Origin of the sequence: Arthrobacter sp. DNA4, assembly GCF_024362385.1 — a bacterium.
Classification (GTDB): domain Bacteria; phylum Actinomycetota; class Actinomycetes; order Actinomycetales; family Micrococcaceae; genus Arthrobacter.
Genome location: NZ_CP101466.1, coordinates 2,577,797 through 2,600,966, shown reverse-complemented (window position 1 = coordinate 2,600,966; position 23,170 = coordinate 2,577,797). Strand labels below are relative to the sequence as shown.

Sequence of the window (23,170 nt, the reverse complement as noted above, 5' to 3'; positions counted from 1 at the left end):
GCGGGTAATCTTTCACCCTTCCTCTGCCTTGGCATAAAGGGCCAGGAGGTCCCGGCTGAGCTCATGCGGCGACGTTTCGCATGGACTGTGCCCACCCCTGTAGACCCCGATCCGGGCCCGGATGGACTGCGCGAACAGGCGGTGAAGCTGGAGCGGCCACAGGTCGTGTTCCCCGACCGCCACGAACTTGGTCAAGGGCGCCTCGGCGAGTCGTTGCCGAAGGTCCGGAACGTTCTGCATCAGTGTGTAGATGTCGCGCACGGACTCGCGGCGCGTGAAGCGGAAACGGTAGTCCACGAACCGTTGCCTTCCCGCTGGTACGTGGGCCACCCTGCCGCTGCGGATGCCCCAGATCAGCAGGGCAGCGACGGCCCGGCCATTTACCCACGTGCTGAACCGGCCAATGCGGCTGACGCCCCTGAAGCTGTGGCCCGGCTCCGGCGGGCAGCTGAGCAGGGTAAGGGACCTGAAGAGCTCGGGCCGCTCCACATAGGCCAGCTGGGCTATGATGCCCGCGAAGGAGTAAGCCACAACATGGACAGGGGCAGTGGCCGTTTCAAGGACCGCCAGGAAGTCGTCCACGAAGAGCCGGTAGTCATAGTGCTTTCTGGGCGGCACCAGCCTCTCCGGGCCCGCTGCTGCGGACTGGTACTGGCCCGCCAGGTCATAGCTCAGGGTGAAGTAGCCGGCGTTGGCGAGGTCGGGCATCATGAGTGAAAAATCCTCTTTGGACCCCGTGGCGCCGGGAACCAGAACAACGCCGGGATCACCGGGGTCGCCCAGCGCCATGGCGGCCAGTTGGCCACTGGGAACGTCGATGCTGCAGTGGACCGCGCCGGGAGGCGGCACGAACCAGTCCACGTCACCGAGCTCCGCATCCAGCCTCGCGGCGGCATCCACGCGGGCGGAACCAAACTCGTCAAGGTTGACCCCGCAGTCTTCTTGATCCGGCTCCGGCATGGTCCAAACATAGTCCAGCCCGTTGACCTTCGTCAGGACCGGGAGGAAGCGGCGGTCAGTCAGGCAACATCACGGACGAATGCGTGCAGGCGCCGGTACACCTCCTGGGATTCCGGGTAGCGGTAATCCTGTTGCCACGTGTGCTCAGTGTTAGCGCTGTTCCAGGGGTAGATCAGGGTATCCACGGGAATGCCGTGCTGCTGAAGCCGGTCGATGAAGTTCAAGTTCGCCTGGTAGAAGTAATCCCGCTCGGAGGTGGTGACGAGCACGGGGGGATGGCTCCCGTCCAGCCATTCGATCGGGGACAGGAAGCCGGCGGCAACCCTTAGCGGCGCACTGGTCGTGCGGGTCGGCGACGGCCCGTGGCTGCCGCCTTCGGACGGAGCCGTTGCCTCCGGATCCGCTGCCGACGCCGCGGCAGGGAGGAGCATACGGACGAAATTGAGGCTGAGGACAAACCCGGCCTCAAAGAAAACCGAGAAATCCACTGCACTGCAGTGTTGAACAAGCCCTTTCAGATGCGCGGCGGGAACAGCGGGCCGCAGGGAGTAGTGCGCCGCCAATTCGGGGCGCAGGCTGGCAGCGGTCAGCAAAGCAGCGATCTGGCCGCCGGCTGAGTCCCCTCCCAGCACCAGGCGCCCGGGATCCCCGCCGTATCCCTCGATGTTGGCGGCGACCCACGCGACGGCGGCGTTGGCATCCTCAAGCACGTGTCCCATGTGGAACCTGGGTGCGTGCCGGTAGTTGACGTTGACCACCACCATCCCGCCCAGCACCTGGTTGGCGCAGTACTTGGTCAGCGCTGCCTTGTCACCGGACGTCCAGCCTCCGCCGTGGAAGTACACGTAAACGGGAAGCAGTCGGCCGGTCACGTCCCCTCGGCTACCACGTCCCCTCCGCCGCAGACCGGGGTGCCGGGTTTAGCGGCGCCAGTATGTCGAGGCGGTGGGAACGGAGGCCATCGCCCACGTAGTCAATGTCGTGCGTGTAAGCCACCGCAGTGATTGGGTCCGTATTGAACCGCGCCTGCTCGCGGGCGCTGACCGAGCGCATCAAGAGGCGCCACGCCCACACGGGTACGCGGCGCATTACACTGCGGGCTTTCCGCGCAAAGGGCAACGCCCCGGCGGAACGGGCGGCCAACGTCATCCCTGCAATTTTACCGCCAGCTCATGGAACCTACGCCTGGCCGCCATCGAGGATCCGCCGTGCATCCTCCTGCGCCCGGAGTGCCACCTCCGTGACCACCTCACCCTTCACATGGCTTACCGCGGAGATGATGCTTCGGAGTTCGGTCACGGTCAGCGGCGGGCTTGCGCTGTGCGCCACGGCATGGCAGTTGTGGCAGAGCGGAACGAGGTCGGCAATGGGGTCAAGCTGATAAGGGCCGTCAAGCATCGCTGGGGGAGCCAGGTGGTGGACGCCCATCACCCCTGTCCCCGCCCCGCCGTAGACGGACTCGAATGAGAAGCCGCAGGAGGCGCACGACGTGCCATGGAAGGCCAGGCAGGCCCGGCGCGCATCGGCATCCCGCTCGTAGCGGTTCACCTGGATGGTGCTGACGGCGTCCGGCGGGAAGGTTCCGCCCGCCACCTGCGCAGGGTCCGCCGTCGACGGCCCGTGGTCCCGCCACAGCCGGCGCAGTACAGGCACGGACGACGGCGGCAGGGTCACCACGGACGGGTCCTTCAGGCTGGCGCGCAGGCCGTTGGGGAGGGCGCCGACCAGGATGCCGGGACGGATCTGCTCGCCGAGCGGCAGGAGTGAATCCAAAGCCAGCGCGAAGAACCAGCCAAGGGAGACGGCCTCCACACCGGCGGCAGCCTGGTACGGCTCGGACGTCACGAACCCGTGGCCGATCAGGCCGCTCGCGGCGTCATTGCTTCCCTCCAGGAGGAGCCAGGCCTCGGTTCCCGGACTGACGTCAGGACGGAAGCCGGTGTGCCAGCGGTCCAGGAAGGTTCCGGACCCGGATACCTGCGCGACGGCGGCACGGTAGTTCCAGCGACGCAGCGTGTCGGCGTCGCAGCGGAGAATTACTGCAGCCACTGTCCATCAAACCCCGCCACGCGTCGTCGACCCCCAAGCCCTGAAGGCGGGTTAGATCGGTTCCTTGGCCAGTGCCTTGGTCTTTGCGGGCGTCTCGCGCCCCAGGCGTTCATCCAGGGTGACGCGCAGCCGTGCGGCGGCAACCTGGACACGGTGCTCGGCAGGTGAGGCCTTTTTCGTGGCGGGCTTGGCAGCGCTGTTCCGGGGAGCGTGGACAAACCGGTGTTCAGGCGACGTTGCGCTCATGGTCCAACCTCCTTGGTACTGTCTTCATCCGTCGTTCCATTCTCGCCTAAGTTGCCCCGGTCGTCCACGAAGGCCGATTCCTGCCCGGAGCCGGCGTCAGGCTCAGGCTCATCGCCGTTCTCGTCTCCGGACACGCTCTTCCAGGCGATGTCGAACAGCTCGAGCTCCTCGTTGCGGGCCAGTTCGCTCCGGGCCAGGACTTCCAGGGTCGCCAGCCCCAGCGCCTTGGTCCCTTCATCGGGATCGAGTGCCCGGTCCAGCGCCCACTGGGTCCGTCGCCACCACTCGGCCCGGCTGTCCGACTCGGTCTTTTGCTGAAGGGCGTTGGCGTCGGCCTCGCGCTTCTGCTCCAGCGCTGTTTTGTCGGCCGCCGTGCGCTGCTTGAGCGTGCGCCAGTTGATGTAAAAGGCCAGCAACGCGGCGATGAGGACCGCCAGGGGTCCGAGGCCGGCCAGGATGACCCACCAGTCCGCCGGGCCGGAATGGACCACGACATCCAACGGGCCGGGGGAGGGAACAGGGGTCACCCGACCAGCTTAGGCCGCAGCGCGGCCGGCAGCCGGGCCGACACCCGCAGTCCGCTGCATCAGCCGCCGTGCCGTGAAATGAGGACAGGTCCGCGGGCGTGGTGCAAAACGGCGTGTGCAGTTGAGCCGATGGTCTCCCTGAGGATGCCGCGGCCCTGGGAACCAACCACAACCATCCTGGCTTCCCCTGCGGCTTTGAGGATGGCGTGGGGGACCGAGGTGTCCGCAAGCACTTCACCGTCCACCCGCACAAGGGGCGCTTTGGCAGTTGCGCGGTTCACTGCCGACGCCAGGATTTCCTGGGCTTCAGCGGCGGCGCCCTGTCCTTCAGGCAGTTGATAGCCTGCGGGCTCGTGCCGGACGTGGACCACCTTGAGGGGTGCCTGCCATGCCGACGCCAGGCCGCATGCATCATCCAGTGCTCCCGGGGAACCCGAGGCATCGACGGCAACGACGACGGGACCGTCCGGGTGGAGCTCCGGCCGGATCACGGCAACAGGGCAGGTGGCGGTGGCTGCCAGTTCCAGGCTCACGGAGCCCACCAGGAGGCCAAGGAAGCCGCCCAGGCCGCGGCTGCCCACCACGAGCATCCGTTCACCTGCGGAAATTTCGGCCAGATGCTGCGCCGGCAATCCGTGCAGCAGGGTGCTCCTGACCTGAAGCCCGGGTACCTCCGCGGTGGCCACCGCCACGCCGTCCTCGAGGATGGACCTGGCCGACTGTTCCAGGCCGCTACCAGACACGCCAGGGACCGGACCGAGGTGCCGGGTCAGCAGCGGCCACAGCGAACAGTGCACCACACGGAGGGAGCGGTTGGTGGCGTGTGCGCAGCGCGCCGCCCAGCGGACGGCGGCGGCAGCCTCATCCGACCCGTCATAACCGGCCACAATGGACCCTGACTCCTGCGTCACGTCTCAGCGCTCCTGACCGCCATGATCTTCACCGGCGGGACCTTCGGCCCTTTGGCCGGCCTGCTCCTTGGTTTCATCCTGATTCTAGGCAGTGGGGAGGGACATGGGCAGCATGGTGCGCCGGATCGTGTTGATGGTGCTCGCCCTGGCTGCCCTGCTGGTGGGGGCGGCGGCGCCGGGCACCGCTGTGGTGCCGGCAGCCGTCATTGTGGAGGACACGGCAGGGGTGCTCGACCAGAACACCCTGGTGCCCGCCGTCGAACGGATCCAGTTCTACGAGCCCACCCGCGTTGCCGTCTTCACTTACAACGGCAAGGCGGAGGACAACCTCAATGAAGAGGTCCTGAAATTCGCGCGGTCCAGGCATCCGGAGTGGATCAGCCCGGACGGCCAAAAATGGGCTGACGGACTGTTCATCTTCGCGCTCGACCCCGTGGGCCGGCATGTGGGGACGTACATGGGCGAGGACCGGAAGGTGTCGCTCGAGCAGCGCAGCGACATCCAGGACGCGTCCAAGGAACTTTTCCGCGACGCCCAGTGGACGGACGGCACCGTGGCCGGCATCAGCCGCGGCGCAGAGCTCATCAACCAGCCCTGGTACCGCTCCGCGGCCTTCCTGGTTACCGCCTGGGTCACCGCGGGAACCGCGGCCCTGGGCGCGGCCGCATGGCTGATTGTCCGTGCCGTGACCAGGACCGGATGCCGAAAGCAGATTGAACGCGGGGATCGCAGCTACTCCAACGTCAGCATGGACCTGGACGTCACGGAACTGAATGCCGGCACCATTCCCGAATCATCCCGCTACGGCAGCCAGGTCCTGGAGAAACACCGCACGTTCCTTAGCCGCTATGCCGCCGTTACGCAGCTTTCCAACCAGGTGCACGCACTGGGCAGGCGGGCCTTGAGCAGCCGGAAGAACCTCAAGCTTGCCCGGCAGTTCGCGGACAGTGCCGCCGAGCTGGATGCCCTGGATGACGTCATCGCGGACAGCAACGCCTTCCTGAACCGCGCCGACACCTGGCCCACTGCCTGGGACCGGCAGTTGGCCCCGTTCCGCAAGGACCTGGCCGGATTGGAGCAGCTCCTGGCCAAACGCCACGGGCAGGGGGACTCGGCAACGGCTGCGGCACTGCGGTCCTTCCGCGACGAAAGCCTGCGGGAGATTGAGCGGTGGACCGCTGAACTGGCCGACCGGCGGATTAGCCCGGAAGAGGCCCTGGACCGTCTCTATGCGGCGCGTTCCCGGCTCTCGGAGCTGTTGGAGAACCATGCCGAAACGGTCATCCAGGGATTTGCCAGGAATGACCGCGAGGCACGCCTGATGCGCGAACAAATGGAGACGGCCCATGAGGGCACGGACCACCGCAGGCAGCGGACTTACGAACCGAGCATCCTTGGCACGGTGTACCCGTCCTACACGTTCTTCTCCGTGGCCACGTTCAACTCCGGCTTCAATACCGGGGTCAGCAGCGTCAATTCCGCCAGGGGCGGCGGCAGCACCACCGGATACGGCAGCAGCGGCGGCAGCTTTTCCGGCTCCGGCAGCTCATCAGGCTTCTAGCGCAGCGGGCGCACACGGCGCTGCGGACACAGCAGTGGGGCCCGTCGTTGGACGTGCCCCACTGGCTGAATGCATGGCCTGGACGGCGGGTTCCGCCGTCGGCCTTTACAGCCCGGACCTAGGCGGCGCCGAGGGAGTTGAGTCTGCGGGTCCCGCGGCGGACGGTGTAGTGCGGGTGCTGCGGGGGAGCGAGGAGAACGTTCGGCGGCGGCGGCGCTACGTCCTGGATCAGGCCGGTGCCTGCACATTCCCGTACCTCCTCGATGGCGGCGGCCGCCGCATGCTTGTCCGTGAACTGTCCGGAAACCGCCAGCACATGTCCATCGGGCATCACAAGCCGGAACCGAATCTGTGAATCATCATCGACAAACAGTTCGAACGTACCTGCCATAAGCCTTGTTCTCCTCAATCGTCCTGCCTCCAGTGGTGAGGCTGCATGCCATGCCGGAAACGGCACGGCAAAACCCAGGGCGCACTACCCCATCGTGGTGCGCCTTTCGACCTAAACCACCATCTCAGAGGCCACCTCCCCACTTTTAGGGACCAAGGTCCCTGATCGCAGGTGCCCGGGGGAGTCAGGCCGCTACGCGCGACAAACGGATCAACGCAACTCCGGTGGCAATGAACCACACCCACAGCAAAATGCCGTACCCCCAATAGAAGCCGGGAGCTGCGTGGCGAAGGAGCTCGCTGACCACCCCCAGTGCGCCAGTGGCAATGCCCAGCCACGCCAGGTACCGCGGGAAGGTTGCCTTGCCGGACGTGAGCATGGCCAGTCCCATCAGCAGGATCCCAAGGGCGGAGAGGACGCCGACGATGGCCGGGGTGTTGTTTTCGGCGATGATGGCTTCGGCGGCGGTGGCATAGGTCCTGCGTTCCTCCTCGGTCCCGGCGGCCACGAAGCGGTCGCTGAGATAGACCAGGTTGAGGGAGCCGCGGCTGCTGACCGGAACGGCAAGCAGCAGCGCCCAAGGGAGGGCGCCGACGACCAGCGCCATCAGGGGCAAGCTCTTCCGGAAGGCCGAGAGGGCAACGAAGAGGGCAGTAAAAACAAGGACCGGGAAGATGTTCGGGAGGATCCACAGGATTTGCTCGGCCACATAGCCCGCCTTGTTCGACGCAATGAAGTCAAGGGTGGCGGCTCCGCCGTGAACGGGAGGGGGAGCCATGAAGTCGAGCACCAGGGCCGCTATCAGCAGAAGCACAAACAGGATGGACGACGCGCCCGCCACAAGGTAGAGGAGCTTCCAGCCGTGGTGGTCGCCGGCCTGGACGGCAGCACCGGCGGCCCCTGGCGTGCGCCGGACGCCCGGACTGCCAGTCATGAGGGACGGTTCCTGGTCATGCCCCGACTCTGCTACCCGACCCGCGGGCCGGATAGTGCCTTTGGGCCCGACCGGGCTTCAGGTTCTTCCGTGTTCCGTGACCAAGGACCCTTGGCCCTGCAGCGGGGTCTGGGAAGCTTGCTGAATTGAACCATGGTCCCGCACCAGGAGGCAGAGATGGCGACAAATGGCCCCCATTCAGGCCACGGCACGGAGGAGCGGCTGCGAATAGAGCTGGAGGATGCTGCATCCGTGAAATGGTGGGCGCGGATCCTGTACACACTTGGCTCACAGTACGGGCGGACACAGCTGCGGTTCGTGGGAAAGGCGGAGGACGGCCGGCGGCTCTATACCGGCGATACGTTCCCTGGGCCGCCCCTGAACCGAACGCCTCCCGAGGAGGCGTGGGCACCTGGCCTGGAGGCGAGCCTTACCCGGCTGCGGCAGGAGATCGTCCGGGACGGATGGTTGGAAACCAGCCGCGGCACGCAGCCTTGGGATGTGACCTACAGCCGTCGCCGGGGGTCCTGACCGCTGTGCTTGGCGGTAACCGGGGGTTTCCATGGTAGCCACGATTCCGGCCGGTTCTGGTTCGCCTGATCCGGGCCGGTTCTGGTTCGCCTGATCCGGGCCTCAGGCGACCGGCCAGACCACCCTTGTTTGCCAGGTGGCAGGGTCCGGTTGCTGTTCCGGATCGGTCAGGTAGTACTCCCACATGGAGTCCGCAGGGGAAGCGCCGTCGGCTTCAATGCTCTTCCTGATCGCATCGTACGTGGTGCCCAGGGTGTCGTAGGGGCCGGTGTGGATGGCTTCGAAGGCATCCGTATCGGGAAGCGTGCTGCTGGCCACCTCACCGGTGCCGTGGAAATTTCCGGCGACGGGGAACCCGGCTTCAACGTCCACCGTTTCGCCCGGCATGCCGTGGTACAGCGCAAACGGCGGGCCGGCCGGGCTGGCGCCCTGCATCTGGACCGCGGCCATGACGGCACCAAAGGCCCGGCCGAAGAAACCGGTCAGTGCGTCCATGGGAACACGTTCGCGGACCACGGCGACGGGTTGTTCGGTGATGTGGATCTTTTGCGGCTGCTGGCCATTTTCAGTCATGCCATCAGCCTTGCCATCCGCGCTGGGAAGTGACAGGGCCATAGGGCCCTGGGGCCCACCCCTGATCAGCCGGCCGCCTCGTACGCTTCAAGCATCCAGCCGCGGACCTCGGGATCGAGCTGCCTGCCGTCTGTGAGCTCCAGGTGGTGCATCCAGGTTCCGGGTGCCGGTTGGACGACCTGCTTGAAGCGCGGTGAGTCCAAGGTGCGGGGCAAGGCAAGGGACAGCACCAGTGGAACCGCGGATTTGACGTAGACCCCCGGCCGCCAGAGGTAGGCGTACCCGCGGCGCCGGCGAAAAGAGACCTGGCTCTTGCTGACCCGGACCTCATGGGGACCCAGTTCCGATGCCATCCGTTCCGCAGCCTGGTAAAGCCCCAGGGCCGCCGGGTCGCCGTCGAAAAACCGCTCCACCGTCCAAGGCGCAGCATTCATGGTGGGCTCCGGGTGTGCGTAAGGATCAGGGTGCCTTCAACTCTCTCCCGGGACCCGGCACCGGGGGAGTGCCAAAAGTCATGCCGTAGGGGTGGGCGGGGCCAAATGCCCTACCCCGGTTGACAGGATCAGGGTAGGTTCGGCTCTATGTGCGATGACCGTTTCCATCCCGTGTCGAAGTGTCACGGATGAGGAAGCAGGCCGCCCCGTCTGCGGGAACCGGTGGGAGTGCCGGCAGCTTTGACGACGAGGAACCTGCCGGCTCGCCCGTCGAAAAGGCCCGGGGCTTCGTCAGGCGGTATCCCGTCGTCGCCCTGACCTTCCTGGTGCTCGTGGCCAGTTTGGTGCTGCTGCAGTTCAATCTGGGACTTCAGGTCCGCGTGCTCGCGTCCGCCTACGCGGCCGTCATTGTGGTGGTACGGGCGGCCGGAATGGTCCGGTCGTTGCGGGAGGGGCGCTGGGGGATCGACCTCCTGGCCCTGATGGCGATCGCCAGCACGGTGGTGGTGGGCGAGTATCTCGCCGCGCTGGTGGTGATCCTGATGCTCACGGGCGGCGAAGCGCTGGAAAACTTTGCCCAGGGACGTGCGGCGCGTGAACTGCGGTCTCTGCTGGACCGGGCCCCGCGTTTTGCCCACCGTGAAGGGGCTGGTGCTGTACTCGAGGAGACGCCAATCGGTGATGTGGCCCCGGGCGACGTTCTGGTGGTCCGGCCTTCGGAGCTGGTACCTGTTGACGGCGAACTGCTGTCCGATTCCGCCAGCCTCGACGAATCATCGCTCACCGGCGAAAGCCTGCCGGTGGAACACACTAGGGGGCAAACGCTGCTCAGTGGCGCGGTGAACGGAGTAGCCGCCATCCGCATGCGTGCAACGGCGAGCGCGGCCGATTCCCAATACAGCCGGATCATCGCCTTGGTGGAGAAGGCGTCCAACAGCCGCGCGCCGGTGGTCCGCCTGGCGGACCGCTACGCCGTTCCCTTCACCGTCCTGGCGCTGGCGATGGCCGGAACAGCCTGGTTCCTGTCCGGCGAGCCGCTCCGTTTCGCCCAGGTCCTGGTGGTGGCAACGCCCTGCCCGCTCCTCATCGCCGCTCCGGTGGCCTTTCTTGCCGGCACGAGCCAGGCCGCCCACAAAGGCATCATCATCAAGAACACCCGGACCCTCGAGCAACTTGCAAAGGCACAAACAGCGGTCTTCGACAAGACCGGCACGCTCACGTCAGGGCGCCCCGTCCTGGACGAGATCCAGCTGGCGCCGGGCTACGGCGAAGCCCTGGGGAGCCGAAGGATCCTGCAGTTGGCTGCCTCCGCTGAGCAGTACTCCTCGCACGTGCTCGCAGGCTCCGTGATTGAAGCCGCCAAGGCCGCCGGCCTTGGACTGGTGACGGTGCAACAGGCGACGGAGAGCGCTACCCACGGCGTGGACGCCGTCTGCGACGGGCAGCGGGTGGTGGTGGGGAAAGCAGGCCTGGTGCGGAGTTCATCAACCGGATTCCGGGAGGCAGCCGTGCGCAGCGGCCAGCTGGCTGTCCACGTGGCGGTGGACGGCGAGTACGCCGGTGCACTGATCATGAAGGACCCGTTGCGCCGCAATGCCGTGGACACCCTGGCCCGCCTGAACAGCCTGGGTGTCCGGAACACCATGCTCCTGACCGGTGATGCCCACGCTACGGCTGCACACATCGCCGAGGAAGCGGGAATCGGCCGGGTCCAGGCCGAATGCCTTCCCGAGGACAAGGTCAACACGGTGGCCGGCATCCAGGAACGGCCCGTCCTGATGGTGGGCGACGGCGTCAATGATGCCCCCGTCCTTGCAGCGGCAGACGTGGGAATCGCAATGGGCGCCAAGGGTGCCACCGCGGCCAGTGAATCGGCGGACGTTGTGATCATGCTCGACGACGTGTCCAAGGTGGCCCAGGCCGTGGCCATCGGAAAACGGACAGTGGCGGTGGCTTTGGCGAGTATCTGGACCGGGATAGGACTCAGCCTGGTCCTGATGGCCATAGCCATGACGGGATACATTCCCGCCGTCGCCGGCGCCCTCCTGCAGGAGCTCGTGGACCTGGCCACCATCCTGAACGGGCTGAGGGCATTGCATGGGGCTGACCGGAAAAGCGGGGTTGACCGAAAACCGGCAGCGCAGCCAAGGGCAGTTGCTTCCGGCTGAGCCAGCCAGGGACGGGGGCCGGCCGGCATGACTTTCGGCCCTTCCCTCCGCAACCCGGGGCCGGGATCGTGGTGTCCATGAACGCAGAAACAGGGGCGAAGCCCGTCATCGTGGGTGTGGACGGTTCTGAATACTCCTCCGCAGCCCTCCGTTACGCGGGCACGCTGGCAGCCCGCCTGGGCACCCGGCTCGAAGTCATCTCATGCGTCGGGATGCCGGACTACCTGGTCATGTCCCGCCTTGAAGGGGCGGACCGGCAGTTCACCGCCAGGCTCGAGGATGCTGCAGGGCGGCTGGTCGAGGATGCCCTGGGCCGGGCCTTTTCGGGGGAGCGGCCGGAGAACATCGATGTGACCGTCAAGTTCGGGCCGCCGGCGAAGGTGCTGGTGGAGGAGAGCGGGCGGGCGCAGATGCTGGTGGTCGGACGGCATGGCGAGGGCGGGCTGCTTAAGTCGTCGATGGGCTCGGTCAGCAGGGCTTGCGCGGCCCACTCCAAGTGCCCGGTGCTGTTGGTGGGGCAGGAGGCGGACGCTGTGTGAGGACCGCTGAGGGCCTGAGCTCTGAACGGGCCGCGCAGCTCCTGGAGCAGACTGGCCCCAACCAGCTGCCCGGGGAAAAACCGGTCCCGCAATGGCGGAAGCTGTGGGGGGAGATGACGCACTTCTTCGCCCTCATGCTGTGGTGCGCTGCCGGCCTGGCCTTCATCGCGGACATGCCGCAGCTCGCGGTGGCGATCGTCGTCGTCGTGATAGTCAACGGAGTGTTCGCCCACATCCAGCAGGAACGTGCCCAGCATGCGGCGGCCAAGCTGCGCGGATTGCTGCCCGCCGACGTGATGGTCCGGCGCGATGGCAGGGCGCGCAAAGTCCACGCGAGCGAGCTGGTGACCGGCGACGTGGTGCTGCTCAACGCCGGTGACCGGGTTCCCGCCGACGTCGTCCTTCTCTCAGCATCCGCCTGCGCCGTGGATGAGTCCATGTTGACCGGGGAGAGCGAGCCGGTCCCGAAAGCCGGCGGCGACTCCGCGTGGGGCGGAACCTTCCTGGTCAATGGCGACGCCGAGGCAGCGGTCTCCGCAACCGGCGGTGACACCCGCCTGGCGGGGATAGCGGCCCTGACCAGCGGTGCTATTCCTCCACCCACTCCGCTGTCGCTGGAGCTGCGCAGGATAGTGCGGGTCATCGCCGTGGTGGCGCTTGGCATTGCCGCTCTCTTTTTCCTGGTATCGCTGTTGGTGGGGTTTCAGTGGCGCGATTCGTTCCTGTTCGCCATTGGAGTTGCGGTTGCCCTGGTCCCGGAAGGCCTTCTGCCCACCGTTACGTTGTCCTTGGCCATGGGGGCGCAGCGGATGGCCTCCCGCAATGCCCTGATCCGCAACCTGGAGGCCGTGGAAACCCTGGGCTCCACGACCTTCATTTGCACGGACAAGACCGGGACCCTGACGCAGAACCGGATGAACGCCGTCGAGGTCTATACCACCGAAGGGTCCGTCCTGGTGACAGGTGAGGGCTATGCCCCGGAAGCGGAAATCAAGGGGCAGGGGCTGCTAAGGGCTGCTGACGCGGCGCTGGCGGCGCGTGCCGCGTCGCAGGGCCGGGCTGAACTGCACGGCGGACAATGGCGTGCCCGCGGCGACCCGATGGAAGCCGCACTGGACGTCCTCGCGCGGAGGCTGACTGGCACCGGGACCGAACCGGCCCTTACGCGCCGGTTGCCGTTCGACCCCGTGCGCCGGCGCGAATCCGTGATCGCCGGGCCGCACCTGTTCTGCAAAGGCGCCCCGGAAACCGTGCTTCCCCTCTGCGAGTTTGTGCCCCCGGCGGTCAAGGACCAAGTGGAGGAGATGGCTTCCCGGGGACTACGGGTGATCGCGGTGGCGCGGCGGGGGCTCGACGGTCCACCCCGTCCATGGCAGACCGCTCCCGCCGCTGACCTTGAATCGGGCATGGAGCTGTTGGGCTTGATCGGACTCCATGACCCGCCGCGGCCGGACGTCAGCGAAGTCATCCGAACGGCCCGCCGGGCGGGCCTGAAAATCGCCATGATCACCGGCGACCATCCCGCCACGGCGGCCGCAATTGCCCGGCAGATCGGTCTGATCGGAGCTCCCGAATGCGTGGTGGAGGGCGCGGACCTTCCGGATGACGGGCAGATGCTTGGAGCGCTCCTGGACCGCGACGGCATCGTGGTCAGCAGGGTATCGCCGGAACAGAAGCTTCGGGTGGCGAAGGCGCTGCAGGCCCGGGGCCATGTCGTGGCTATGACCGGCGACGGCGTCAATGACGGCCCCGCCCTTCGTGAGGCCGATATCGGCGTGGCCATGGGCCTGAGCGGAACCGACGTCGCGCGGGAGGCATCCGACCTGGTCCTGCTGGACGACCATTTCGCCACCATCGTGGCGGCCATCGAACAAGGCAGGGCAACCTATGCGAATATCCACCGGTTCCTCACTTACCACCTCACCGACAATGTGGCGGAACTTACTCCCTTTGTGATTTGGGCGCTTTCCACCGGCCAGTTCCCCCTTGCCCTGGGCGTCCTGCAGATCCTGGCCCTGGACATCGGGACGGACCTGCTGCCGGCGCTGGCCCTCGGAGCCGAACGGCCAGGGCAACGCATCCTGGCCAGGGCCCCCGAGCGCCGCCACCTGATGGACCGGCAACTGATGATCCGGGTATTCGCCGTCCTCGGTCCCGTGGAGGCGTTTATGGAGATGTCAGCATTTTCGGCCGTCCTTTTTGCGGGTGGCTGGAGCCGGGGACAGGTCCCGGACACAGGGCTCCTGATGGCTGCCTCCGGTGCCGCCTTCACCGCCGTCGTCCTGGGGCAGCTCGCCAACGCTTTTGCCTGCCGCAGTGCCAGCCTGCCGCCCTGGACACTGGGGTGGGGCACCAACAAGCTCCTGGTGTGGGCCGTGCTGGCTGAACTGGCCATCCTGGCGGTGTGCCTGTTCGTGCCCTACCTCGCCGAATTGCTGGGCCAGGCACCACCTGCCCCGATAGGATTCCAGATCGCACTCCTCGCGGTCCCGGCCGTTCTCGTCGCTGACTGGATCCACAAAGCGGCCCGGAGGCGGCTGCGGCGGAGCTAGGACCAAAGACTCTGCCTGGCCCGTTGGCCGGAGGCCACAATCGAGCCATGACTGCCGCCGCAGAAACCTTCCTGGCCGACATCAGCGTCAAGTGGATCGAAGATACAGGAATCGCGGACATCCCCTCCGTGGGAGGCAAGAATGCGTCCCTTGGGGAGCTGAGCCGGGCACTGAAATCCGCCGGCGTCAGGGTTCCCGAAGGCTTCGCCACCACGGCCGCCGCCTACCGCGCCTTCCTTGCTGCCAATAACCTGGAGCCCCGGATCAAGCAGTACATGGAGGAACAGCGCGCGGGGACCATTACGCTGCGCCAGGCGGGGGCAGCGATCCGTGAACTGTTCCTGCAGGCAACCTTCCCCCAAAGCATCGCGGCTGACATCCAGGAGCACTACCGGACCCTCTGCCGCCGCGCCGGGCAGGCCCAGGCTTCCGTTGCGGTCCGCAGCAGCGCCACGGCCGAGGACCTGCCGGATGCCAGCTTCGCCGGGCAGCAGGAAACTTTCCTCAATGTGGCCGGGGAGCGCGGGGTCCTCGACGCGTGCCGGCGCTGCTACGCTTCCCTGTTCACGGACCGGGCCATCAGCTACCGGGAAATGAAGGGTTACGGGCACTTGGACGTTGCCCTCTCGGTGGGCGTGCAGCGGATGGTCCGCTCGGACCTTGGCGCATCAGGGGTGATGTTCTCGATCGACACCGAGTCCGGTTTTCCCGGCGTGGTGGTCATCAGCGCCGCCTGGGGACTGGGGGAGACGGTGGTCCAGGGGACTATCAATCCCGACAAATTCCAGGTGTTCAAGCCACTCCTGGCAGACCGGCGCTTCAGCCCCGTCATCGAGCGGGAGTTGGGGGCCAAGGAACGAAAAATGGTCTACAGCCAGGGCGGGGATGCACGGACCAGGACCGTCGAAACCACCGAGCGGGAGCAGCGCTCGCTGGTGCTGGATGACCGGGAAGTGGTCCTGCTGGCCCGCTGGGCCGTTGCGGTGGAGGACCATTACGGGCGGCCGATGGACATGGAGTGGGCCAAGGACGGGGTGACCGGAGAGCTTTTCATGGTCCAGGCAAGGCCGGAGACGGTGCAGGCCCGCCGGAGCACGTCCACCTTCCGCACCTATCATCTTGTGCAACCGGGCCCGGTCCTGGTCACCGGCGCCGCGATCGGCGACTCCATCGCCAGGGGCCGGGCATGTGTGGTCCAGGATGCGAAGGACATCGAATCATTTGTTGATGGCTCCGTGCTGGTCACCCGGATGACTGACCCGGACTGGGTGCCCATCATGAAGCGGGCCGCGGGCATCATCACCGACCATGGCGGCCCAACCAGCCACGCCGCCATCGTCAGCCGCGAACTGGGTGTGCCCGCCGTCGTGGGGACCCGTAACGCCACCGAGGTGGTTGCCGACGGCGTCCAGGTCACATTATCGTGCGCGGAAGGCGAGGAGGGACGCGTCTATGAGGGGCTGTTGGAGTTCTCCGTGGAAGACGTGGACATGCAGGCCCTCCCGGCCACCCGCACGGACGTGATGATCAACATCGCCAGCCCGGCGGCAGCCTTCAAATGGTGGCGTTTGCCCGCGGCAGGCGTGGGCCTGGCCCGGATGGAGTTCATCATCAACAACCTGGTCCGCATCCACCCCATGGCCCTGGTCCACCCTGAAAGGGTGGTTGACCCGGATGAGGCGGCGCTGATCCGGCAGCTCACCCGCGGCTACCAGGACCCGCAGGAGTACTTCATTGACGTGCTGGCTACCGGAATCGCCAAGATCGCCGCTCCGTTCCACCCCAAGCCGGTGATCGTCCGGCTCAGCGACTTCAAGAGCAACGAATACAGCCACCTGATCGGCGGCAGCGCGTTTGAGCGCCCGGAGGAGAACCCCATGCTGGGGTTCCGCGGGGCGTCCCGCTACTACAGCAGCCACTACCGGGAGGGGTTCGCCCTGGAGTGCAAGGCCCTCAAACGGGTACGGGAACAGGCCGGGTTCGCCAACGTCATCGTCATGGTTCCCTTCTGCCGCACGGTGCGTGAAGCGGACAAGGTCATCCAGGCCATGGAAGAGCACGGCCTGGTGCGCGGCGTGGACGGGCTGCAGCTGTACATGATGTGCGAGATCCCTGCCAACGTGGTTCTGGCGGAGGAATTCGCCAAGCGCTTTGACGGCTTTTCCATCGGGTCCAACGACCTCACACAGCTGGTGCTTGGCGTGGACCGGGACTCGGAGGAGCTTGCCGGACTGTTCGATGAGCGGGACCCGGCGGTGATGTCCATGATTGCCCAGGCGATCAGCAAGGCCCACGCCGCCGGCATCAAAATCGGCATCTGCGGTCAGGGGCCCAGCAACCATCCGGACCTGGCGGAGTTCCTGGTCAGCCAGGGAATCGATTCGGTGTCCCTGAACCCTGATACGTACGTAAAAACGCTGCCCGTCATTGCGGCGGCGGAGGCCGCCTTGGCCAAGGGGCAATAAAGTGCCTGGCCCGTCACAGGGCCAGGCACCGGCGTCGTACCCTGACTGTCCTCAACCCCTGCTGATGGGGATCTTCGACGCCGCGGCCGCCTGTCCCTGGTCCGGCATGGGTGCCCGGACTTCAAGGAGGCCGTCCTTGTAGGAGGCGGTGACGTCACCCTGCTGGACGCCGCTGGGAAGGGGAATCCGCCGGACAAAGGATCCGTACCGGAACTCGGACCGGTAGCTGTCCTTGTCCTTTTGCTCCGTCTTCTCCTGCCGCTCCGCCTTGATGGACAGCACGCCGTCCGTAACCGTCACGTCGACGTCCTTCTCCGGATCGATGCCGGGCAGTTCGGCGCGCACCACGAGCGTGTTGCCGTCCACCATCTCCTCAACCCGAATGGCCGAGGAACCCACGTCGCCTTCGAAAAGCCTCTCGATGACATCCATCGGGGAACGGCGGCTTTCGAACCATTTCATCAGGTCAGTCATTCTTTGCCTCCTGCTCATCTGGATACCGGACCATCGCGGTGCCCGGCATTTCCACCATCCCCTTCCCGTGATGCCGGTTCCAGAGTCAAAGGTCCCAGCCCGGTCCATCGGCGGCCGCGGGCCGGCGGCGTGTCAGACGGCCAATGATTTCGATGGCCGCGCATCCTGCCGCGGCCACTGCAACCGCGGGGACCAGCAGGCCGGCCGGGGGCCAGTCCACGCGGAAGAATTCCTGCGTCAACGGCACGGTGAACAGCAGGACCAGGCCCGCGTACATTCCGGCGAGGATCAGCACCTTGGTCCAGTTGAGGGGACGCGATGCCATCACCAGGATCCACGCCGCCACCAGGCCCAGGGTCACAGTGGCCGCCGACTGCGCGGACGCAAGGCTGTGTCCGCCCCATAACTGCCCATACGCGCTGACCGCCAGGACGCACAGGGCCGTGCAGATTCCTGCCGGGACCGCGAAGGCGAGGGAACGCCGCAGGAACCCGGCGGCGTAACGCTGGCCGCCTGGCTGCAGGGCCAGGAAGAACGCCGGCAGGCCGATGGTCAGTCCGTCCAGGGCGGACAGCTGCCGCGGCAGGAACGGAAAGGCCAGCAACAGGATGCCGGTGACCACGGAGATGACCGTTGCATAGACGGTCTTGCTCAGGAAGACCAGGGAGACGCGCTCAATGTTGCTGATGGCGCGGCGCCCCTCGTCCACCACCGCCGGCAGCCTTTCGAAGCGGCCGTCCAGGAGGACCATGCGGGCCACGGCCTTGGTCGCAGGCGACGCCGAGTCCATGGCGATGCCCAGGTCCGCCTCCTTGAGGGCCAGGACGTCGTTCACCCCGTCCCCGGTCATTGCCACGGTATGCCCCCGCCGCTTCAGGGCCTGGACCAAGTCACGCTTCTGGGATGGCGTCACGCTTCCGAAGAGGTTGCAGGCTTCCACGGTCTCCTCCAGTTGGAGTGGGTTCCGGGGCAGTGTGCGGGCGTCATAGGCAGCCCCGGTTCCAAAGCCCACCCCGCGGGCCAGTGCTGCCACCGTCCGGGGATCGTCACCGGAGATGATCTTGACGGTAACCCCCTGCCGGCGGAAGTAGTCCAGCGTTTTCGCTGCGTCGGCGCGAATGCTTTCCCGGAAGGTGAGCAGCAGGACCGGCACCAGCTCCGGCGGCAGGTCCACCTTTGCGGCGTCCGGCGCCAGCGGTCCCGGAAAATGTGCCAGTACCAGCGTCCTCAGCCCGGTGGATGCCAGGGCCACCGCCCTGCCGTGTGCTTTCCCGCAGCCAGGGGAGCCGAGCACCGCGTCGGGGGCTCCGAGGACCCACGTGCCCGGAGCGGCGGATTCCGGCGCGAACGTCACCGAACTCCACTTCCGGGCGGAGGAAAACGGGATTGAATCCTGCTCCGTGAGCGGAATTTGGGCAGGAAACGCTGCCCCGATCGCGGCAGCGGTACTGCTGGCGTCCGGACTGGCGCCAAACCACTCCACCGCCCTCCGCCACCCGCCTGCGCGGCCGTCCCCGGTGTCGTGGACGGCATCGAAGACCATGGAGCCGGAGGACAGTGTGCCCGTTTTATCCAGGCAGAGGACGTCCACCCGTGCCAGTACTTCCACGGCGGCGAGTTCCTGGATCAGGACTTTCTGGCGGGCAAGGCGGAGGCCGCCGACGGCAAATGCCACACTGGTCATCAGCAGCAGGCCAAGCGGAATCATGGCCATGATGCCGGCGACAGCTCCCACGACCGCAGGTACCCACCGTCCCGATCCCATCGCTCCGGCCCAACCGCCCTGGTCCTGCATCTGCGCATTCGTGAGCAGCAAGGCGACGGGCAGGAGCAGCCAGGTGATGACGGTGAAGACTTTTTCCAGGCTCCTGCGGATCTCCGACGTGACCAGGGAGAACCGCCGTGCCTCGGCGGCCAGCCGGTAAGCGGAGGTTTCAGGTCCAACCCGGAGCACGCTGGCTTGCCCGTTTCCCGCCAGGATCAGTGAACCGGACAGCAGTACGGCCCCGTCCTGCTTGGGGACGGGCTCGGATTCGCCGGTCAGCAGGGATTCGTCCACCTCAAGCGGGCTTTCGCCCAGCAGCAACAGGTCCGCCGTGACCTGGTCTCCGGCGTTGAGGACAACGAGGTCGTCCGGCACCAGTTCGTCCGAAGAAATACTTTCCCTGGCCCCGTTCCTGACCACAGTGCTCCGGGCAGCCTGCAAAATGGCCAGCTGGTCGAGCGACCGCTTGGCCCGGTACTCCTGGATGATGCCGATCAGCGAATTGCTGACGGCTGACAGGCCGAAGAGCGCATCACGCCACTGGCCAAGGACCAGGAGCAGGATGAAGCACCCTCCCACCACGCCGTTGAAGAGGGTGAACACGTTGGCCTGGACGATTTCACCGACGCTCCTGCTGGTTGCCGTGGGCACGCTGTTGATGCGACCGGCAGCGGTCCGTTCGCGTACTTCGGCCGTGGAAAGCCCGTCCCGGGCATGGCGCAGGTCCACCCCCGGGACCGGCGTCCCGCTTTCCCCAGCTGGTGACATGGTGCGGCCAGGCAGCAGGCCCGGTCAGCCGTTGTGCTTGTGCATGCGGGTGATCACGGTGGGGCACGGTGGCTGGGTCAGCACCGCGTGCGCCGTGGAACCCAGCACGAGTCTCTCGAAGCCGCCCTTTCCGCGGCTGCCCAGGACCAGCAGCCGGGCGCCTGCGGCAGTCCGGAGCAGGGCGTCCGCCGGCTCCAGCACGGTTTCCATCACGGTGTGCACCACAAGGTCCGGGTAGTCCTGCCGGAGTCCCGCCTCTGTTTCGGAGAGCACGATCTGCTCTTCCTCGACCACATGGGTGGCAAAGCTGCTCTGCGGGAGCCCGGCCGCGATCCACCGGTTGGGGCCGGTGAAAGCGTAGAGGATCGTCAGTTCCTCGCCGAGCGCGTCAGCTTCGGCCGCCGCGAATGCCACTGCCTGGGTTGACTCACGCGACCCATCCACGCCAACCAGGATGCCGCGGCCCTCCGCCTGGCCCTCACTGATGACAGCAACGGGGCACTCAGCCGTGGCAGCCGCCTGCAGCGCGCGGTCCGTCAGTGCACCGCGGTTGTGCCCGCTGGTGCCCAGGACAAGCATGGAGGCGTTCCTGGAATAGTCGCCCAGTGCCGCCCCCACCCCTCCTTCGAGGAGCTGGAGCGAAATCTGCAGGCCGGGTTCGGCGGCGACGGCTTTTTCGCCGGCCTCCTTCAGCAGGCCCAGGCCTGATTCGCGCAGGACTTCAAGGTAGGGAAGCACTTCTGCCGCCATCCAGCGGTCGTCGACAACGTTCACGACGGCGAGGGGGCACTTGAGCCGGTTGGCCCGGGCTGCTGCCCACAACAGGGCGGCATTGGACGCCGCAGTGTCAGAGATGCCGACGGCGATTGGCTTGGCAGGTGCCATGGGAAACCATCCTTTGGGGTTCTGGTGAGGGGTGTCAGGTCGGGCTGGTGGGCTAGTCTGCGGCGGGCTCGCGCGGCGGCCACCAATGGGTCGGAGCTGCGATCACGAACCTCCGGCCGGTCATCTCCTCCGGCGTGATCCGGATCAGGATGTTTTTTTGACCCGGCTGCCAGGGGGAGAGGCCTGCCTCCATGGCATCCCGGATCTCCTCCTCATCGGACACCACCATGGCATGGCCCTTCAGGACGACGCTCCAGGCGATGGTGCCGTACTGGTTCATTCCGTCCGCCTCGACGGTTACAGCCTTCCGGTCGGTCAGGGAAGCGAGCTTTGTTCCTTCGCCGGTGCGGATGAGCAATGTGCCGTTGGTGGGGACAAAATTCACCGGGTAGTTCTCCACGGTGACGCCATCGGTGAAGGCAATCCTGCAAAGGGAAGTTGACCTGAGGTATCGCCAGCAATCGTGGACGCCGAGTTCCTTGATTTCCGGTTCTGTCGCTGCGCTGTTCATGGCCGTAGCCTAGGGCCGCTTACCCGCCACGGATAGGGAAGAAGGTCCCGCGCGCGCCTGCCCCGAATTAACAAGCTCACTGAGGGTTTTTTCTCCCCACCTCTCCTAGAATGGGAGGCGAAGCGCCTTCATGCTCATGTGAAGGCGGAATTGGGGGCGGAGGCAGGCACTTCCGTTTCATGCACTTAGACCGCGCCATGGACCCGCAGCGCCGCAGGTTCCTGCCGCAGGAGGTGGGACGTGAGCACTGAGCGGCTTCGGCACTCCCCGATAAGGGACACCGTGGAAGGCCACCAGCGGGACTTCACCGTCCGGGGAGATGACCTGCCGGACAACCAGGAACGCATCAATGGCCTTTTGGCCGCGGTGGTGGCCCTCGCTGAGGACCTCAGCCTGGAAGCCGTCCTGGACCGCCTGGTGCGCTCCGCCTGCGCCCTGGTGGGCGCCAGGTACGGAGCCCTGGGTGTCATCGGCGAGGACCGCCGGCTGAGCCACTTCATCACTGTCGGCATCGACGGACAAGGCATCCGTTCCATTGGCGAGCTGCCCACCGGCAACGGCGTCCTGGGCCTGCTCATCCGCGACCCAAAGCCATTGCGTCTCCATGACCTGGGCCAGCATCCCATTACGTCCGGATTTCCCCCAAACCACCCGCCCATGCGGACCTTCCTCGGAGTCCCCGTCCGCGTCCGGGATGAAGTGTTCGGAAACCTCTACTTGACCGAGAAACAGGGCGGGGAGGACTTCACTCCGGAGGACGAAGACCTTGCCGTTGCCCTGGCTGCAGCGGCAGGTGTGGCAATCCAGAACGCCCGCCTCTTCGAAAACAGCAGCCGGCGGCAGAAATGGCTGGAGGCGGGCATGGAGCTGAGCAGCCGCTTGATCATGACCTCGCAACCGGGGGATGCGGACAACCTTGACGTCGTTGCCGAGACCGCCTTGAAGGTGTCCGATTCGGCGCTTGCGGTGATAGCCGTGCCGGCGGGCGATGGAGCGCTGCGGTGCAGGGCATGCCTTGGCGTGCAGGGCCTCCAGACAGGCCAGGAACTGATGGCCTCGAGTGCGGTCTCCGGCGTAATCCAGAACGGCGGGTCGTTCGTGGCACGGGACTCGCGGCAGGTTTTCGAAGACAGGATGGCAGAGAAGCTCGGCTCCGTCCTTGTGTTTTCGTTGGGCCACAGCGCCGGCGACAACGGAGTCCTCCTGCTGGCCCGCGCGCACGGAGCGCCCGCGTTCAACCAGGCTGAGGCAGAATCCGGTGCCATTTTTGGGAGTCGGATTGGGCTGGCGCTGGACCTGGCGCGGGTGAATGCCCTGCGTGAACAAAACCTCCTGTTCACAGACCGGGAGCGGATCGCCCGGGACCTCCACGACTTGGTGATCCAGCGCTTGTTTGCCGCCGGGCTCAGCATCCAGACCCTGCGCCGCTACACCCTGGACCCTGTGGCGCACGAGCGGATTGCCGCCGTGACCACCGAACTCGATGACACCATCCGCAAGCTCAGGGACACCATCTACTCGCTCAGGACCGCGGATGAGGAACGCGAACCCCTGACGGGCCGCATCCTGCGCGTAGTCCGGGAGAGCTCACGCAGTTACGCCGTCACTCCCAAGGTGTCCCTGGACGGGCCGGTCGATTCGATCGGGGAAGACGTGGCTGTCCATTTGTTGTCGGTGGCGTCGGAGGGCCTCAGCAACGCTTTGCGGCATTCCGGCGGAGACGAAATCCAGGTCTCGGTCGCCGTTGGCCGGGAGCAGGTGGAGCTCCTTATCAGTGACAACGGCCAGGGCTTCGCCGAACCTGTCCAGGTGAGCGGCCTGGCCAACATGCGCAACCGCGCCGGGCAACTGGAGGGCAGTTGCGTCATCGACAGCGTCCCGGGCGGGGGCACCTGCGTGAAATGGTCCGTCCCGCTGGCATAAGCC

At 66.4% G+C, this 23,170-nt stretch carries 21 protein-coding genes; 7 read left to right on the top strand and 14 right to left on the bottom strand.

The window, feature by feature from the left end; translation table 11 throughout:
- Positions 1-12: 12 nt before the first annotated feature.
- The 6 genes from NMQ03_RS11960 to NMQ03_RS11935 form a co-directional block, all read right to left on the bottom strand.
- On the bottom strand, positions 13-960 hold the full coding sequence (locus tag NMQ03_RS11960) for an alpha/beta fold hydrolase (RefSeq protein WP_255172388.1): 948 nt from the start codon (positions 958-960) through the stop codon (positions 13-15).
- Positions 961-1,019: 59 nt separating this feature from the next.
- Entirely contained in the window at positions 1,020-1,832 is an 813-nt protein-coding gene (locus NMQ03_RS11955; RefSeq protein WP_255172387.1) for an alpha/beta hydrolase, read from the bottom strand.
- A gap of 307 nt (positions 1,833-2,139) precedes the next feature.
- Positions 2,140-3,009, bottom strand: coding sequence for a restriction endonuclease (locus NMQ03_RS11950; RefSeq protein ID WP_255172386.1), 870 nt, complete (start codon positions 3,007-3,009; stop codon positions 2,140-2,142).
- A gap of 51 nt (positions 3,010-3,060) precedes the next feature.
- Positions 3,061-3,255, bottom strand: coding sequence for a hypothetical protein (locus tag NMQ03_RS11945; protein ID WP_159631839.1), 195 nt, complete (start codon positions 3,253-3,255; stop codon positions 3,061-3,063).
- Positions 3,252-3,782, bottom strand: a complete 531-nt coding sequence (locus NMQ03_RS11940; protein ID WP_159631840.1) for a hypothetical protein — start codon at positions 3,780-3,782, stop codon at positions 3,252-3,254. Before NMQ03_RS11940 ends, NMQ03_RS11945 begins: the two co-directional genes overlap by 4 nt.
- Before the next feature lie 59 nt (positions 3,783-3,841).
- A complete protein-coding gene (locus NMQ03_RS11935; RefSeq protein WP_255172385.1) occupies positions 3,842-4,693 on the bottom strand; it encodes a universal stress protein in 852 nt (283 codons plus the stop codon).
- 103 nt (positions 4,694-4,796) lie between these two features.
- Here NMQ03_RS11935 and NMQ03_RS11930 point away from each other — a divergent pair, with 103 nt between their 5' ends.
- Positions 4,797-6,254, top strand: coding sequence for a DUF5129 domain-containing protein (locus NMQ03_RS11930; protein WP_255172384.1), 1,458 nt, complete (start codon positions 4,797-4,799; stop codon positions 6,252-6,254).
- A 118-nt stretch (positions 6,255-6,372) separates the two neighbouring features.
- Here the strand turns inward: NMQ03_RS11930 and NMQ03_RS11925 are convergent, their stop codons facing one another.
- Together NMQ03_RS11925 and NMQ03_RS11920 are read right to left on the bottom strand one after the other, a co-directional pair.
- On the bottom strand, positions 6,373-6,645 hold the full coding sequence (locus tag NMQ03_RS11925; RefSeq protein WP_255172383.1) for a YegP family protein: 273 nt from the start codon (positions 6,643-6,645) through the stop codon (positions 6,373-6,375).
- Between the two features lie 184 nt (positions 6,646-6,829).
- Entirely contained in the window at positions 6,830-7,579 is a 750-nt protein-coding gene (locus NMQ03_RS11920; protein ID WP_255172382.1) for a DUF4386 family protein, read from the bottom strand.
- A gap of 177 nt (positions 7,580-7,756) precedes the next feature.
- Here NMQ03_RS11920 and NMQ03_RS11915 point away from each other — a divergent pair, with 177 nt between their 5' ends.
- Positions 7,757-8,110, top strand: coding sequence for a hypothetical protein (locus NMQ03_RS11915; RefSeq protein ID WP_255172381.1), 354 nt, complete (start codon positions 7,757-7,759; stop codon positions 8,108-8,110).
- A gap of 102 nt (positions 8,111-8,212) precedes the next feature.
- On the opposite strand, the gene NMQ03_RS11910 is transcribed toward NMQ03_RS11915, so the two are convergent.
- The gene (locus NMQ03_RS11910) at positions 8,213-8,683 is read right to left on the bottom strand and encodes a GyrI-like domain-containing protein (RefSeq protein WP_159631844.1); all 471 of its coding nucleotides are present in this window, start codon (positions 8,681-8,683) and stop codon (positions 8,213-8,215) included.
- A gap of 65 nt (positions 8,684-8,748) precedes the next feature.
- The gene (locus tag NMQ03_RS11905) at positions 8,749-9,117 is read right to left on the bottom strand and encodes a DUF5655 domain-containing protein (RefSeq protein WP_255172380.1); all 369 of its coding nucleotides are present in this window, start codon (positions 9,115-9,117) and stop codon (positions 8,749-8,751) included.
- A 188-nt stretch (positions 9,118-9,305) separates the two neighbouring features.
- Here NMQ03_RS11905 and NMQ03_RS11900 point away from each other — a divergent pair, with 188 nt between their 5' ends.
- The 4 genes from NMQ03_RS11900 to ppsA all read left to right on the top strand — a co-directional run bounded on the left by NMQ03_RS11900 (position 9,306) and on the right by ppsA (position 16,841).
- Positions 9,306-11,285 carry a heavy metal translocating P-type ATPase gene (locus NMQ03_RS11900; protein ID WP_255172379.1) on the top strand — a complete coding sequence of 660 codons (1,980 nt, stop codon included), beginning with the start codon at positions 9,306-9,308 and terminating at the stop codon, positions 11,283-11,285.
- A 77-nt stretch (positions 11,286-11,362) separates the two neighbouring features.
- Positions 11,363-11,824 carry a universal stress protein gene (locus NMQ03_RS11895; protein WP_255172378.1) on the top strand — a complete coding sequence of 154 codons (462 nt, stop codon included), beginning with the start codon at positions 11,363-11,365 and terminating at the stop codon, positions 11,822-11,824.
- On the top strand, positions 11,821-14,376 hold the full coding sequence (locus NMQ03_RS11890; RefSeq protein ID WP_255172377.1) for a cation-transporting P-type ATPase: 2,556 nt from the start codon (positions 11,821-11,823) through the stop codon (positions 14,374-14,376). The genes NMQ03_RS11895 and NMQ03_RS11890 overlap by 4 nt, the downstream gene beginning before the upstream one ends.
- A gap of 47 nt (positions 14,377-14,423) precedes the next feature.
- Complete coding sequence (gene ppsA, locus NMQ03_RS11885; RefSeq protein ID WP_255172376.1) at positions 14,424-16,841, top strand: phosphoenolpyruvate synthase; 2,418 nt, start codon at positions 14,424-14,426, stop codon at positions 16,839-16,841.
- 51 nt (positions 16,842-16,892) lie between these two features.
- On the opposite strand, the gene NMQ03_RS11880 is transcribed toward ppsA, so the two are convergent.
- The 4 genes from NMQ03_RS11880 to NMQ03_RS11865 form a co-directional block, all read right to left on the bottom strand.
- Positions 16,893-17,315, bottom strand: a complete 423-nt coding sequence (locus NMQ03_RS11880) for an Hsp20/alpha crystallin family protein (RefSeq protein WP_255172375.1) — start codon at positions 17,313-17,315, stop codon at positions 16,893-16,895.
- An 85-nt stretch (positions 17,316-17,400) separates the two neighbouring features.
- Positions 17,401-19,848: an HAD-IC family P-type ATPase gene (locus tag NMQ03_RS11875; protein ID WP_255172374.1), complete on the bottom strand. Its 2,448-nt coding sequence runs from the start codon at positions 19,846-19,848 to the stop codon at positions 17,401-17,403.
- A 24-nt stretch (positions 19,849-19,872) separates the two neighbouring features.
- A complete protein-coding gene (locus NMQ03_RS11870; protein ID WP_255172373.1) occupies positions 19,873-20,733 on the bottom strand; it encodes a universal stress protein in 861 nt (286 codons plus the stop codon).
- 52 nt (positions 20,734-20,785) lie between these two features.
- Positions 20,786-21,244, bottom strand: a complete 459-nt coding sequence (locus NMQ03_RS11865; protein WP_255172372.1) for a pyridoxamine 5'-phosphate oxidase family protein — start codon at positions 21,242-21,244, stop codon at positions 20,786-20,788.
- A 240-nt stretch (positions 21,245-21,484) separates the two neighbouring features.
- Between NMQ03_RS11865 and NMQ03_RS11860 the strand changes: the two genes are divergently transcribed.
- Entirely contained in the window at positions 21,485-23,167 is a 1,683-nt protein-coding gene (locus NMQ03_RS11860) for a GAF domain-containing sensor histidine kinase (protein ID WP_255172371.1), read from the top strand.
- The last annotated feature ends 3 nt before the right edge of the window (positions 23,168-23,170 follow it).

Excerpts from the sequence above, each read along its gene's own strand:
- NMQ03_RS11960 (WP_255172388.1), bottom strand. The coding sequence starts at position 960 with ATGCCGGAGCCGGATCAAGAAGACTGCGGGGTCAACCTTGACGAGTTT.
- NMQ03_RS11945 (WP_159631839.1), bottom strand. The coding sequence starts at position 3,255 with ATGAGCGCAACGTCGCCTGAACACCGGTTTGTCCACGCTCCCCGGAAC.
- NMQ03_RS11930 (WP_255172384.1), top strand. The coding sequence starts at position 4,797 with ATGGGCAGCATGGTGCGCCGGATCGTGTTGATGGTGCTCGCCCTGGCT.
- NMQ03_RS11925 (WP_255172383.1), bottom strand. The coding sequence starts at position 6,645 with ATGGCAGGTACGTTCGAACTGTTTGTCGATGATGATTCACAGATTCGG.
- NMQ03_RS11920 (WP_255172382.1), bottom strand. The coding sequence starts at position 7,579 with ATGACTGGCAGTCCGGGCGTCCGGCGCACGCCAGGGGCCGCCGGTGCT.
- NMQ03_RS11915 (WP_255172381.1), top strand. The coding sequence starts at position 7,757 with ATGGCGACAAATGGCCCCCATTCAGGCCACGGCACGGAGGAGCGGCTG.
- NMQ03_RS11910 (WP_159631844.1), bottom strand. The coding sequence starts at position 8,683 with ATGACTGAAAATGGCCAGCAGCCGCAAAAGATCCACATCACCGAACAA.
- NMQ03_RS11905 (WP_255172380.1), bottom strand. The coding sequence starts at position 9,117 with ATGAATGCTGCGCCTTGGACGGTGGAGCGGTTTTTCGACGGCGACCCG.
- NMQ03_RS11900 (WP_255172379.1), top strand. The coding sequence starts at position 9,306 with ATGAGGAAGCAGGCCGCCCCGTCTGCGGGAACCGGTGGGAGTGCCGGC.
- NMQ03_RS11895 (WP_255172378.1), top strand. The coding sequence starts at position 11,363 with ATGAACGCAGAAACAGGGGCGAAGCCCGTCATCGTGGGTGTGGACGGT.
- ppsA (WP_255172376.1), top strand. The coding sequence starts at position 14,424 with ATGACTGCCGCCGCAGAAACCTTCCTGGCCGACATCAGCGTCAAGTGG.
- NMQ03_RS11880 (WP_255172375.1), bottom strand. The coding sequence starts at position 17,315 with ATGACTGACCTGATGAAATGGTTCGAAAGCCGCCGTTCCCCGATGGAT.
- NMQ03_RS11875 (WP_255172374.1), bottom strand. The coding sequence starts at position 19,848 with ATGTCACCAGCTGGGGAAAGCGGGACGCCGGTCCCGGGGGTGGACCTG.
- NMQ03_RS11870 (WP_255172373.1), bottom strand. The coding sequence starts at position 20,733 with ATGGCACCTGCCAAGCCAATCGCCGTCGGCATCTCTGACACTGCGGCG.
- NMQ03_RS11865 (WP_255172372.1), bottom strand. The coding sequence starts at position 21,244 with ATGAACAGCGCAGCGACAGAACCGGAAATCAAGGAACTCGGCGTCCAC.